Origin of the sequence: Achromobacter veterisilvae (assembly GCF_037619525.1) — a bacterium.
In the GTDB taxonomy this organism is placed as follows: domain Bacteria; phylum Pseudomonadota; class Gammaproteobacteria; order Burkholderiales; family Burkholderiaceae_B; genus Achromobacter; species Achromobacter veterisilvae.
The window spans coordinates 1456282-1468530 of sequence record NZ_CP148753.1; the positions used below are offsets into that span (position 1 = coordinate 1456282).

12 protein-coding genes are annotated in these 12249 nt (G+C 65.3%); 11 read left to right on the forward strand and 1 reads right to left on the reverse strand.

Features of this window, described 5'->3' with window-relative positions; genetic code table 11:
* Nucleotides 1-3: 3 nt before the first annotated feature.
* Nucleotides 4-1776, reverse strand: coding sequence for a M61 family metallopeptidase (locus WHX56_RS06815; protein WP_338880825.1), 1773 nt, complete (start codon nt 1774-1776; stop codon nt 4-6).
* Nucleotides 1777-1814: 38 nt separating this feature from the next.
* Between WHX56_RS06815 and WHX56_RS06820 the strand changes: the two genes are divergently transcribed.
* The 11 genes from WHX56_RS06820 (at nt 1815) to WHX56_RS06870 (ending at nt 12146) form a co-directional block, all read left to right on the forward strand.
* On the forward strand, nt 1815-2591 hold the full coding sequence (locus WHX56_RS06820) for an enoyl-CoA hydratase (protein WP_338880826.1): 777 nt from the start codon (nt 1815-1817) through the stop codon (nt 2589-2591).
* Between the two features lie 289 nt (nt 2592-2880).
* Nucleotides 2881-4437 (forward strand): DUF1254 domain-containing protein, encoded by a 1557-nt coding sequence (locus WHX56_RS06825; RefSeq protein WP_338880827.1) that lies wholly within the window; start codon nt 2881-2883, stop codon nt 4435-4437.
* A gap of 333 nt (nt 4438-4770) precedes the next feature.
* Complete coding sequence (locus WHX56_RS06830) at nt 4771-5208, forward strand: ATP synthase subunit I (RefSeq protein ID WP_129245029.1); 438 nt, start codon at nt 4771-4773, stop codon at nt 5206-5208.
* Between the two features lie 84 nt (nt 5209-5292).
* A complete protein-coding gene (atpB, locus tag WHX56_RS06835) occupies nt 5293-6174 on the forward strand; it encodes a F0F1 ATP synthase subunit A (RefSeq protein WP_129244971.1) in 882 nt (293 codons plus the stop codon).
* Nucleotides 6175-6293: 119 nt separating this feature from the next.
* Nucleotides 6294-6536, forward strand: a complete 243-nt coding sequence (atpE, locus tag WHX56_RS06840; protein ID WP_003815363.1) for a F0F1 ATP synthase subunit C — start codon at nt 6294-6296, stop codon at nt 6534-6536.
* A gap of 141 nt (nt 6537-6677) precedes the next feature.
* Nucleotides 6678-7148 (forward strand): F0F1 ATP synthase subunit B, encoded by a 471-nt coding sequence (locus WHX56_RS06845; protein WP_129244974.1) that lies wholly within the window; start codon nt 6678-6680, stop codon nt 7146-7148.
* Nucleotides 7149-7160: 12 nt separating this feature from the next.
* Nucleotides 7161-7700, forward strand: a complete 540-nt coding sequence (locus tag WHX56_RS06850) for a F0F1 ATP synthase subunit delta (protein WP_129244976.1) — start codon at nt 7161-7163, stop codon at nt 7698-7700.
* A gap of 28 nt (nt 7701-7728) precedes the next feature.
* The gene (atpA, locus tag WHX56_RS06855) at nt 7729-9270 is read left to right on the forward strand and encodes a F0F1 ATP synthase subunit alpha (RefSeq protein WP_129244977.1); all 1542 of its coding nucleotides are present in this window, start codon (nt 7729-7731) and stop codon (nt 9268-9270) included.
* Nucleotides 9271-9367: 97 nt separating this feature from the next.
* Entirely contained in the window at nt 9368-10273 is a 906-nt protein-coding gene (atpG, locus tag WHX56_RS06860) for a F0F1 ATP synthase subunit gamma (protein WP_129244979.1), read from the forward strand.
* A 37-nt stretch (nt 10274-10310) separates the two neighbouring features.
* Nucleotides 10311-11711, forward strand: coding sequence for a F0F1 ATP synthase subunit beta (atpD, locus tag WHX56_RS06865; RefSeq protein ID WP_129244981.1), 1401 nt, complete (start codon nt 10311-10313; stop codon nt 11709-11711).
* Between the two features lie 9 nt (nt 11712-11720).
* On the forward strand, nt 11721-12146 hold the full coding sequence (locus tag WHX56_RS06870; RefSeq protein ID WP_129244983.1) for a F0F1 ATP synthase subunit epsilon: 426 nt from the start codon (nt 11721-11723) through the stop codon (nt 12144-12146).
* Nucleotides 12147-12249 lie beyond the last annotated feature (103 nt).

Below are 12249 nucleotides of genomic sequence, written 5' to 3' on the forward strand. Positions count from 1 at the left end.
CCGTCAGCCCGCCAGCACGCACTCCAGCGCTTCGGGCGCGCTCAGCTTGACCCGGAACTTCCGCAATTCATCCCGGCGGAACACGTGCACCGCCACCCGGTCGCCCGCCCGGTATTGCGCCAGCAGCAGGTCCAGCCCGGCGGGCGCGTCCACGCGCAGTCCGTCGACGGCCACCAGCACGTCGCCCGCGGACAGGCCGCCCTTGTGCCCGGCGCCGCCTTCCAGCACGGTGGCCAGCACCAGCGATTCGCCCTGCTTGCGGGTGCGCACGTCCAGCGACGGGATGTTGGCCGCCGCTTTCCATTGCAGCGTGACGCCCTGGGGTTCCAGCAGGTCGGCCAGCGGCACGTCGGCCGTGCCGTAGGCATGCCGGGCGATGAAGCGGCGGGTGTCCACGCCCGTGGCTTCCTGGATGAGCGCGGGCAGGCCGTCTTCGGGCAGGCCTTGCGGCTTGCCCCGGTAGAAGTCGCGTCCGTAGCGTTCCCACAGCAGGCGCATCACGTCGTCGAGCGAGCGCGCGCCGGCGCTTTCCCGGCGGATCAGCAGGTCCAGCCCCAGCGCCACCAGCGCGCCCTTGGTGTAGTAGCTGACCAGGGCGTTGGGGGAGTTCTCGTCCTGCTTGTAGTAGCGCGTCCAGGCGTCGAAAGAGCTTTCCGCCACGGATTGCTTGGCCCGGCCCGGCGTGCGCGCCACGCTGGAGATGGTCTTGGCCAGCAGGCGCAGGTAGTCGGGCCGGCCGATGGCGCCCGAGCGCAGCAGCAGCAGGTCGTCGTAGTACGAAGTGAAGCCTTCGAACACCCACAGCAGGCGGGTCAGGTCGGGCTGCGACAAGTCGTAGGGCGCGAACGCGTCCGGCTTGATCCGCTTGACGTTCCAGGTATGGAAGTATTCGTGGCTGACCAGGCCCAGGAAGCCGCGGTAGCCTTCCCCCTGGCCTTGCTGGCCGAGCACGGGGAGGTCCTTGCGCGCCGTCATCAGCGCCGTGCTCGCGCGGTGTTCCAGGCCGCCGTAGCCGTCGCCCGTGACCATCGTCATGAAGACGTAGCGGTCCGCGCTGTCCAGGAAGGGCGCGCGCCGGGTGCGCGGCTCGAAGAACGCGATCTGCGTTTCGCAGATCTTGCGCACGTCTCCGGCGATGCGGGCCAGGTCCAGGTTGGGCGCGACGCCGGTGAACACCAGCTCGTGTTCGGCGCCGTGCGCCGTGAAGCTGGCCACTTGCGGCGTGCCCATTTCGACCGGGTGGTCGATCAGCGCGTCGTAGTCCGGCGCCAGGTACAGGCCGAAGCCGTGGAGGCGGGCGGCGCCCCGATGGCCGCGGGCTTCCGGCAGGCTGGTGTAGACCTTCCAGCCGTCGATGCCGCGCGGCGGGGCCAGGTCGACCAGGCAGGGCAGGTGGTCCTGGCCATGCGCGCGCAGGAAGACGCTGGTGCCGTTGAAGAAGCCGTGGGTCTCGTCCAGGTGCGCCCCGCGCACCGACAGGTCCCAGGCGTAGACCACGTATTCCACCCGCAGCGGCCCGTCGCAGGGCGCGGCTTGCCAGGTGTGGTTGTCGGTCTTGTCGACCGCCACGCGCCGCGTGCCCGAATAGGCCGCCAGCGATTCGATCTGGCGCGAGAAATCGCGGATCAGGTAGCTGCCCGGAATCCAGGCCGGCAGCGACAGGCGCTGGCCGCCGGGAGAGGGCGCGGGGATGGTTAGGGTTATCCGGTAGCGGTGTCCGGCCGGATCGTGGGGCGCAAGGCGGTAAAGTAGCGGCGGGGCTTTGTCTTTTTCCATGGCCATATCTTACTTTCATACTTCTTCGGAGACATGCAATGAGCGAGTCGTTTGTGCTGGTCGAAACCCGGGGCCGCGTCGGCCTGTTGACGCTCAACCGTCCCAAGGCGCTCAACGCGCTGAACGATCAACTGATGGATGAACTCGGCGCGGCGCTGCTGGCTTTCGAGGACAATCCCGACATCGGCGCGGTGGTCATCACCGGCAGCGAAAAGGCCTTCGCGGCGGGCGCCGACATCGGCGCGATGAAAGACTGGTCCTATATGGACGTCTACGGCAGCGAATACATCACCCGCAACTGGGAAACGCTCAAGCGCATCAGGAAACCCGTGATCGCCGCCGTGGCCGGCTATGCCCTGGGCGGCGGCTGCGAACTGGCCATGATGTGCGACATCATCATCGCCGCCGACACCGCCAAGTTCGGCCAGCCCGAAATCAAGCTGGGCGTGATCCCGGGCGCCGGCGGCACCCAGCGCCTGCCGCGCGCGGTGGGCAAGGCCAAGGCCATGGACCTGGCGCTGACCGCCCGCATGATGGGCGCCGAGGAAGCGGAGCGGGCCGGCCTCGTGTCGCGCGTGGTTCCCGCCGACAAGCTCATGGAAGAGGCCCTGGACGCGGCCACCGTCATCGCGTCCATGTCCCTGCCGTCGGTCATGATGGCCAAGGAATGCGTCAACCGGGCCTTCGAAGGTTCGCTGAACGAAGGCCTGCTGTTCGAGCGCCGCGTATTCCACTCGCTGTTCGCGACGGAAGACCAGAAGGAAGGGATGGCCGCTTTCACCGAAAAGCGCAAACCGGACTTCAAACACCGTTAAGCTTGGTTACGCCTGCCCCCTCGGGGGGGCAGCAAGCGAGCGAAGCTCGCGCAGCGTGGGGCATTCCCTTCTCTCCCTCTCCGACGCGCCCGCCAGGGCGCGTTTTTGCATTCCGATCCAAGCGCTTTCGCGGCGTTGCGCCTTGAAACGCTTGGTCAGCACCTTGTTGCCGGGTTCGGTCCTATCCTGGATGGGCGTCATCTTGAGGTGCCGCGCCAGAGAGGCTTGTCCGAACTGGCAAGTCCCGCGCGGCGGCTCGCCTGCAAACAACACCAAGAAGGAGCCTTGCATGCGTACATCTATCGCTACCCGCCGGTGGTCCGCCGCTGTGCTTGCCGGCGCGCTGAGCGCCTGCTTCGTCACCGCCGTCCAGGCTCAGTCCCCGCGCCCCTCCTTGCGCCTCGTGTCCGAAACGCCGTATCCCGCCGCCTCGGCGCCGGCGCCGCGGATGAGCGAACAGGAGCTGCGCGACACGGCCGTCGACGCCTATGTCTACGCGTACCCGATGGTCCTGATGGAACTGGCCCGCCGCAAGGCCACCGCGGTGCAGAGCCCGCTGGACGGCAAGGCGCCGATGAACCAGTTCGGCCACAAGGCCTCCTTTCCGGATCCCCGCGCCGCGGACACGCCGTGGCCCAGCGCGGACGCGCTGTACTCCAGCCTGTGGTTCGACGTGTCGCAGGCGCCGCTGGTGGTGAACCTGCCGGCCACGGGGGACCGCTATTCGGTGCTGTCGGCGCTGGATATGTGGAGCGACGTGTTCGCCTCGCGCGGCGTGCGCACCAACGGCAGCGGCGCGCAATCCTTCGTCATCGTCGGCCCCGATTGGCAGGGCGCCACGCCCGCCGGCCTGGACGTCATCCGCAGCCCGACGTCCACCGGCTGGCTCATCGGCTGGACGCAGGCGGGCGGCCCGCAGGACTATGCGGCGGTCAACCAGATCCAGGCCGGCATGACCGCCAGCCCGCTGGCCGCGCCCGCGCCTGCCGCGCGGGCTGTCCGCAACCGCAACGCGGGCACCGCGTACCCGCAGACCGGGCCCGGCGTGGGAACGGCCCCCATCGGCAGCGGGCTCCAGGTGCAGGCGCCGATGCCGGCGCTGCCCGACGGCACGCCGGCCGAGCAGGCCGCGGCCATGGACGCCGCCACCTTCTTCGCGCTGTTCTTCGACGTGCTGCGCAACAATCCGCCGCACGCCAACGACGCGCCCATCCTCGACCGCATGCGCCGCATCGGCCTGGACGGCCAGCGGCCCTTTTCCTACGGCAGCCTGAGCCCGGCCGTGCAGCAGGCGCTGACGGAGGCCCAGCCGCTGGCGGGCCGCCGCATCGCGGATGGCGTGTCGCGGCTGGGCACGCCGCTCAACGGCTGGAACACGGTGCTGTCCGGCATCGGCACCTACGGCACCGACTACGGGCGCCGCGCCGCCATCGCCTACGCGGGGCTGGGCGCGCCGACGCCGGAGGACGTCCTCTATCCGGTGACCGTGTCCGACTCCAAGGGCCGCATACTGGATTCCAGCGAAGACTACGTGCTGCATTTCGACAAGGGCCAGTTGCCGCCGGCCAACGCGTTCTGGTCGCTGCACGTCTATAACGGCCAGTACGGCTTTGCCGACAATCCGGCCAACCGCTACGTGCTGCGCAGCACCGACGGGCTGAAATACAACGCCGACGGTTCGCTGGACATCTATATCCAGCGGCGCGACCCCGGCGAACGCAAGCGCCCGAACTGGCTGGCCACGCCGTCCGCCGACGAGCCCTTCCTGCTCAGCATGCGCCTGTACTGGCCGCAGGACACGGCGCTGGACGGCCAGTGGGCGCCGCCGCCGGTCAAGGAAGACTGAATCCGTTCCGGCAGGCCAGCGCGGGGCCGTCCTGCCGGGGCGGCCCCGCGCCTTGTCCGGCGCGGCTCGCGTCCCTATTTTTCCCGGCACAGCGGGCCGTTGTTTACACCTTACAAACGGCCGAAAGTTCATTTGCTCGGGCAAAAAGAATCACGCTATACTCTGCGGGTTTGACGCTTGCGGGATAAGAACATTTGGCGACTGCACGGTGCGTAGAAGCATAGTGCGCAGATACGCTGGTTCTGACAGGGGCAAGAAGCAAAGCGAGGAAGTTTGATGCAACAGAACTCCGTGCGGCAGTCCATGCAGCAGGGTCCGGTTGAGAGCCGAGGTATGGAAGTGTTCGACCAAGGTGCTGCGGATAAAGTTCTGGTGCTCAGCGACGCGGACCGCGCGGCGCTGGCTGCTCAAGCAAGCCGCGGGCTCCTGTTGGCATTGGCGGCGCAAGGCGCCATGGGGCTCGCAGCAGCAGTAATAGCGGGGGTTGTCGGAGGGGCGGCGGCAGGTTGGTCGGCGTTGGCGGGGGCGGGAGCGTATTTCATACCCAATGCGTTGTTCGCATTGCGCCTGGCTGTCAGCGTACGGGCCGGTAAAGCCAGTCCCTTTACCTTTCTCTCTGGTGAGTTGATCAAGCTGTTCGCAACGGCATTGCTGTTGTGGCTGCTTTCGCGTGTGGCGCAGGACAGCCTCGTTTGGCCTGCCGCGCTGCTCGGCCTGATACTCACATTGAAGGGCTACCTCCTGCTCCTGATGTTCCGCAAGTTGTCTTAGCGCCGAGCAGGTTCGCGGCAAACGAAATCGTGGAATCGTCCGATTCGCAAGGGTCGGGCATACAGCAAATAGGGTAGGATTCAAATGGCTGCTGCCAGCGACGTGTCGCCTCAGTCCGCGTATATTCAGCATCACCTGGTGCATCTGAACAATACGGGCGAGAAACAGAGCGCTATCGCTCAGTTCGACATCATCAATTACGACTCGTTGTTCTGGTCCGGCCTGATGGGTCTGATCGTCGTCTTCTTCCTGTGGCGCGCCGCGCGCCGCGCCACCAACGGCGTTCCGGGCCGTTTCCAGGCTTTCGTGGAAATGATCGTCGACATGGTCGACGACCAGGCCAAGGGCATCGTCCACAATGCCAAGAGCCGCCTGTTCATCGCCCCGCTGGCGCTCACAGTGTTCCTCTGGATCATCCTGATGAACGCGCTGGACCTGCTGCCCGTCGACCTGCTGCCCTCCATCTGGCGCCTGACCGGCCTGGGCGCGCACCATGGCGACCCGCTCTACTACCACCGCATTCTGCCGACCGCCGACCTGAACGTGCCGATGGGCATGTCGCTGGGCGTGCTGCTGCTGATGTTCTACTACGGCATCAAGATCAAGCACCCGGGCGGCTTCGTCAAGGAACTGTTCACCGCGCCGTTCCACGCGCACGGCATCGGCGCCGTGGTCCTGGCTCCCTTCAACCTGTTGCTGAACCTGATCGAATACGCCGCCAAGTCCGTCTCGCTGGGCATGCGGTTGTTCGGCAACATGTTCGCCGGCGAACTGATTTTCATGCTGATCGCCCTGCTGGGCGGCGCCTGGACCGGCTTCAACGGCGCCAGCATCGGCCTGGGCATCGGCCACATCCTGGCCGGCTCCATCTGGGCGATCTTCCACATCCTGATCGTCCTGCTGCAGGCCTTCATCTTCATGATGCTGACGCTGGTGTATCTCGGCCAGGCTCACGAAGGCCACTGACCCCCCCGAATTTCCGGCGTTGGCCATCCGGCCAACGCGGGATAGCAAGATTATCTTGCATTGAGCTGTACCCCTTATTTTTCAATTTTTGACTTCAGATTTCTAACCAAGGAGTTGTCATGACCAACGTCGCTTTCGTTGCCCTCGCTTGCGGTCTTATCATCGGTCTGGGCGCTATCGGCGCTTGCATCGGCATCGCACTGATGGGCGGCAAGTATCTGGAAGCCTCGGCTCGTCAGCCTGAGCTGATGAACGCTCTGCAAACGAAGATGTTCCTGCTGGCTGGCCTGATCGACGCGGCATTCCTGATCGGCGTGGGTATCGCCATGCTGTTCGCCTTCGCCAACCCGTTCGTCGGCTAAGGCACCGCCCGCCGGCGAAAAGGCGGGTCATGACGCTGGCGGCGATGCAGGCATACTCCATCGCCGCCAAGCAAAGTTCGAGTGCTCCGTAACGCCCCTTTCCTGGAGCGGCCGGAGCCGAAAGGTGTTAAAGGAACGACCGTGAATCTGAACGCGACGATCATTTTCCAGATGCTCGTGTTCTTCGTTCTGGGCTGGTTCACGATGAAATTCGTGTGGCCTCCTCTGACGAAGGCGATGGACGAGCGCCGCCAAAAAATCGCCGACGGCCTGGCCGCCGCCGAGAAGGGCAAGGCCGATCTGGCCCAGGCCCAGGCGCGCGTCAGTCTGATCGAGGCTTCTGCCAAGTCCGAAAACCACGCCCGCATCATCGAGGCCGAGAAGCAAGCCGCCTCCCTGATCGAGCAGGCCCGCCGCGAAGCGGAAGCCGAGCGCGCCCGTATCGTGGCGCAGGCTGCCCAGGACGCCGCGCAGGAAGTCCAGCGCGCCCGCGACCTGCTGCGCGACGACGTTGCCGCGCTGGCCGTGAAGGGTGCCGAACAGATCCTCAAGCGCGAGGTTGACGCCCGCGCACACGCCGAGCTGCTCGACCAGCTTCGCGCGCAGCTTTAATCCGGGACCGCCATGGCTGAACTTTCCACTGTTGCCCGGCCCTACGCTGAGGCGCTCTTCAGCGCGGCGCGCGACGACAAGGCCGGCTTGCCGGCCTGGTCCGACCTGGTCGGCGAAATGTCGCAGGTCGCCTCCAACCCCGACGTGCGCGAGGCCATGGCCGATCCGCGTCTGGGCGACAAGCAGCGCGTCGAGCTGTTTTCCGGCCTGATCAAGGCCGAACTGCCGCAAGCCGCCCGCAATTTCATCGCGTTGCTGGTTGAAAACGACCGGCTGTTGCTGCTGCCCGACATCGCCGAGCAATTCGCGGCGCTGCGGAATCGCCACGACGGCACGGCGCAGGCGGAAATCACCAGCGCGTTCGAGATGAGCGATGCCCAGGTCCAAGAACTGGTTGCCGCGCTCGAACAAAAATTCGGCCTCAAGCTCAAGCCCAGCGTCACCGTCGATCCGTCGCTGATCGGCGGCGTGCGCGTGGCCGTCGGTGACCAGGTGCTCGATACTTCCGTACAAGCCCAGTTGGCCCGCATGCGCGATCAGCTCGCCGCTTAAGGCAACTAACAGGATTCCAGGAGTCAATATGCAACTCAATCCCTCCGAGATCAGCGAACTGCTCAAGAGCCGCATCGAGGGCCTGGGCGCTTCGACTGATGTTCGTACCCAAGGTACCGTCGTCTCCGTGACCGACGGTATTACCCGCATCCACGGCTTGTCCGACGTGATGCAGGGCGAAATGCTCGAGTTCCCCAATAATGTTTTCGGTCTGGCACTGAACCTCGAGCGCGACTCCGTCGGCGCCGTGATTCTGGGCGACTACACCGGCGTGTCGGAAGGCGATCAGGTCAAGACGACCGGCCGCATTCTCGAAGTGCCGGTCGGCCCCGAACTGCGCGGCCGCGTGGTCAACACGCTGGGTCTGCCGATCGACGGCAAGGGCCCGATCAACGCCAAAGAAACCGACATCATCGAGAAAGTGGCCCCCGGCGTCATCGCCCGCCGCTCGGTGTCGCAACCGCTGCAAACCGGTATCAAGGCCATCGACTCGATGGTCCCGATCGGCCGCGGCCAACGCGAACTGATCATTGGCGACCGCCAGACCGGCAAGACCGCCGTTGCCGTCGACACCATCATCAGCCAGAAGGGCAAGGACGTCACCTGCGTGTACGTCGCCATCGGCCAGAAGGCGTCGACCATCAACAACGTGGTGCGCAAGCTCGAAGAGCACGGCGCCATGGAATACACCATCGTCGTGGCCGCTTCGGCCTCCGACTCGGCCGCCATGCAGTACCTGGCCGCCTACGCCGGCTGCACGATGGGCGAATACTTCCGCGATCGCGGCGAAGACGCCCTGATCGTCTATGACGACCTGACCAAGCAAGCCTGGGCCTACCGCCAGGTGTCGCTGCTGCTGCGCCGTCCGCCGGGCCGCGAAGCCTACCCGGGCGACGTGTTCTACCTGCACTCGCGCCTGCTCGAACGCGCCGCTCGCGTGAACGAAGAGTACGTCGAGAAGTTCACCAACGGCGCCGTCAAGGGCAAGACCGGCTCGCTGACCGCGCTGCCGATCATCGAAACGCAAGCCGGCGACGTGTCCGCCTTCGTTCCGACCAACGTGATCTCGATCACCGACGGCCAGATCTTCCTGGAAACCGACCTGTTCAACGCCGGTATCCGCCCCGCCATCAACGCCGGTATTTCGGTGTCGCGCGTCGGTGGCGCCGCCCAGACCAAGGTCGTCAAGAAGCTGTCCGGCGGTATCCGTACCGACCTGGCGCAGTACCGTGAACTGGCCGCCTTCGCGCAGTTCGCCTCCGACCTGGACGACGCCACCCGTCGCCAGCTCGAGCGCGGCAAGCGCGTGGTCGAACTGCTCAAGCAGCCGCAATACCAGCCGCTGCAGGTGTGGGAACTGGCCGTGTCGCTGTACACCGTGAACAACGGCTACCTCGACGACGTGGACGTGGCTCAGGTGCTGTCCTTCGAGAAGTCCTTCAAGGACCATCTCAAGGCCAAGCATGCCGCCTTGATCCAGCGCGTCGAAGACACCAAGGAACTGTCCAAGGACGACGACGCCGAACTGGCCGCCGCGCTCCAGGATTTCAAGAAGCACGGTGCTTTTTAAGGCAAGGTCTGGCGTAGTAGATGGGCGCGAGCCCATCCTACGGTAGGGCGGGAGCGGCGCAAGCCGACCCCGCCAGCCGTCTCAACAGGAAAGCGCAATGCCCGGAATCAAGGAAATCCGAACCAAGATCAAGAGCGTGCAAAACACGCGCAAGATCACCAAGGCGATGGAAATGGTCGCCGCATCCAAGATGCGCAAGGCGCAGGAGCGGATGCGCGCGGGCCGTCCGTACGCCACCAAGGTGCGCGAGATCGCCGCGCATCTGATGCAGGCCAACCCGGAATACAACCACCCCTACCTTCAGGAACGCGAAGTGAAGGCGGTGGGCGTGGTGCTGGTCACCACCGACAAGGGCCTGTGCGGTGGCCTGAACACCAACATCAGCCGTCTTACGCTGTCCCGCCTGAAGGAATTCGAGGCCAAGGGCATCAAGGCGCAATCGACCGCATTCGGCAACAAGGGCCTCGGCCTGTTGACCCGCATCGGCGCCAAGCTGGTGTCGCAGGAAGTCCAACTGGGCGACAAGCCCGACCTCGACCGCCTGCTGGGCGCCATCAAGGTGCAGTTGGACGACTACCTCGAAGGCCGCATCGATGCGCTTTACGTGGCGACCACCCGCTTCATCAACACGATGAAGCAGGAGCCGGTGTTCCTGCGCCTGCTGCCGCTGGCTTCCGGTTTGGATGATCCCTTCCAGTCCGGCGCGGAATCCCTGGCCCAGACGTCCGAGGTCAAGTCTGACTATAGCTGGGACTATATCTACGAACCGGACGCCAAGAGCGTGATCGACGACCTGCTCCAGCGCTACGTCGAAGGCCTTCTGTACCAGGCCGTGGCCGAGAACATGGCCTCGGAACAGTCCGCTCGTATGGTCGCCATGAAGGCGGCGTCGGACAACGCCAAGAAGGTCATCGGCGACCTCCAGTTGGTCTATAACAAGACCCGCCAGGCCGCGATCACCAAGGAAATTTCGGAAATCGTAGGGGGCGCTGCCGCGGTGTAAGCCAGGCAGTATCCCGTCAAAATATCAAGGAATCGACATGAGCAACGGAACCATCGTTCAGTGCATCGGCGCCGTGGTGGACATTCAGTTCCCCCGCGATGATATGCCCAAGATCTACGAAGCGCTCACCCTGGCCGACGAGGGTTCCTCGTTCGCCGAAAAGGGTCTGACGCTGGAAGTGCAACAACAGCTCGGCGACGGCGTGGTGCGCACCATCGCCCTGGGTTCGAGCGACGGCCTGCGCCGCGGCATGGGCGTAGCCCGTACCGGCGCCCCGATCTCGGTGCCCGTCGGCCACGGCACGCTGGGCCGCATCATGGACGTGCTGGGTCGCCCGATCGACGAAGCCGGCCCCATCAAGTCCGACGAAAAGCGCGCGATTCACCAGGCCGCCCCGAAGTTCGACGAACTGTCGCCTTCGGTGGAACTGCTGGAAACCGGCATCAAGGTTATCGATCTGGTCTGCCCGTTCGCCAAGGGCGGCAAGGTCGGCCTGTTCGGCGGCGCCGGCGTGGGCAAGACCGTCAACATGATGGAACTGATCAACAACATCGCCAAGCAGCACAGCGGTCTGTCGGTGTTCGCCGGCGTGGGTGAGCGTACCCGCGAAGGCAACGACTTCTACCACGAAATGGAAGAGTCGAACGTTCTGGACAAGGTCGCGATGGTGTTCGGCCAGATGAACGAACCCCCGGGCAACCGTCTGCGCGTGGCGCTGACCGGCCTGACGATGGCCGAGAAGTTCCGCGACGAAGGCCGCGACATCCTGTTCTTCGTCGACAACATCTACCGTTACACCCTGGCCGGCACCGAAGTGTCCGCGCTGCTGGGCCGCATGCCGTCGGCGGTGGGCTACCAGCCCACGCTGGCCGAGGAAATGGGCGTTCTGCAAGAGCGCATCACCTCGACCAAGACCGGCTCGATCACGTCGATCCAGGCCGTGTACGTGCCTGCCGACGACTTGACCGACCCGTCGCCCGCCACGACCTTCCAGCATTTGGACTCGACCGTCGTGCTGTCGCGTGACATCGCCGCCCTGGGTATCTACCCGGCCGTGGATCCGCTGGATTCGTCCAGCCGCCAGCTCGACCCGCAAGTCGTGGGCGAAGAGCACTACGGCGTGGCCCGTGGCGTGCAGCAAACGCTGCAGCGCTACAAGGAACTGCGCGACATCATCGCGATTCTGGGCATGGACGAACTGTCGCCGGAAGACAAGCAGGCCGTGGCCCGCGCGCGCAAGATCCAGCGCTTCCTGTCGCAGCCGTTCCACGTGGCCGAAGTGTTCACGGGCTCGCCCGGCAAGTACGTGCCGCTGGCCGAAACCATCCGCGGCTTCAAGATGATCGTCGACGGCGAATGCGATTCGCTGCCCGAGCAGGCCTTCTACATGGTCGGCACGATTGACGAGGCCTTCGAGAAGGCCAAGAAACTGCAATAAGGATCCACTATGGCTACCCTGCATGTCGATGTGGTCAGCGCAGAGGAAGCGATCTTCTCCGGTGAGGCGAAGTTCGTGGTTCTGCCTGGCGAGTCGGGTGAGCTGGGCATTCTGCCCGGCCACACCCCGCTGATTTCGCGCATCCGCCCCGGAACGCTCAAGATCGTTCGTGCCGACCAGGGCGAGGAAACCGTCTTCGTCGCCGGGGGCATTCTGGAAGTGCAGCCGGGCAGCGTGACGGTTCTGGCCGACACGGCCATCCGTGCCGCCGACCTGGACGAGGCCCGCGCCCTGGAAGCGCGCAAGAAGGCCGAAGACGCCCTGGCGAACGCCAAGGACAAGGCGGACATCGCCGTCGTCGAAGCCGAGCTCGCCATGCTGGCTGCCCAAGCCGCCGCGGCGCGCAAGCTGCGCGAAGGGCGCCGTTCGCACTAAGCGGCGCAATTCACCGCCGGGTTCGCCCCGGATTCAAAAAGCGGCCCTCCGGGGCCGCTTTTTTTCGTCCCGGGCCGTCAATGATGGCGGCCGCTACCCCGCG

What these genes read in the sequence shown, in the direction of transcription:
- WHX56_RS06825 (WP_338880827.1), top strand. Translation starts at nt 2,881, where the DNA reads ATGCGTACATCTATCGCTACCCGCCGGTGGTCCGCCGCTGTGCTTGCC.
- atpG (WP_129244979.1), top strand. Translation starts at nt 9,368, where the DNA reads ATGCCCGGAATCAAGGAAATCCGAACCAAGATCAAGAGCGTGCAAAAC.
- atpA (WP_129244977.1), top strand. Translation starts at nt 7,729, where the DNA reads ATGCAACTCAATCCCTCCGAGATCAGCGAACTGCTCAAGAGCCGCATC.
- atpE (WP_003815363.1), top strand. Translation starts at nt 6,294, where the DNA reads ATGACCAACGTCGCTTTCGTTGCCCTCGCTTGCGGTCTTATCATCGGT.
- atpB (WP_129244971.1), top strand. Translation starts at nt 5,293, where the DNA reads ATGGCTGCTGCCAGCGACGTGTCGCCTCAGTCCGCGTATATTCAGCAT.
- atpD (WP_129244981.1), top strand. Translation starts at nt 10,311, where the DNA reads ATGAGCAACGGAACCATCGTTCAGTGCATCGGCGCCGTGGTGGACATT.
- WHX56_RS06820 (WP_338880826.1), top strand. Translation starts at nt 1,815, where the DNA reads ATGAGCGAGTCGTTTGTGCTGGTCGAAACCCGGGGCCGCGTCGGCCTG.
- WHX56_RS06815 (WP_338880825.1), bottom strand. Translation starts at nt 1,776, where the DNA reads ATGGAAAAAGACAAAGCCCCGCCGCTACTTTACCGCCTTGCGCCCCAC.
- WHX56_RS06870 (WP_129244983.1), top strand. Translation starts at nt 11,721, where the DNA reads ATGGCTACCCTGCATGTCGATGTGGTCAGCGCAGAGGAAGCGATCTTC.
- WHX56_RS06850 (WP_129244976.1), top strand. Translation starts at nt 7,161, where the DNA reads ATGGCTGAACTTTCCACTGTTGCCCGGCCCTACGCTGAGGCGCTCTTC.
- WHX56_RS06830 (WP_129245029.1), top strand. Translation starts at nt 4,771, where the DNA reads ATGGAAGTGTTCGACCAAGGTGCTGCGGATAAAGTTCTGGTGCTCAGC.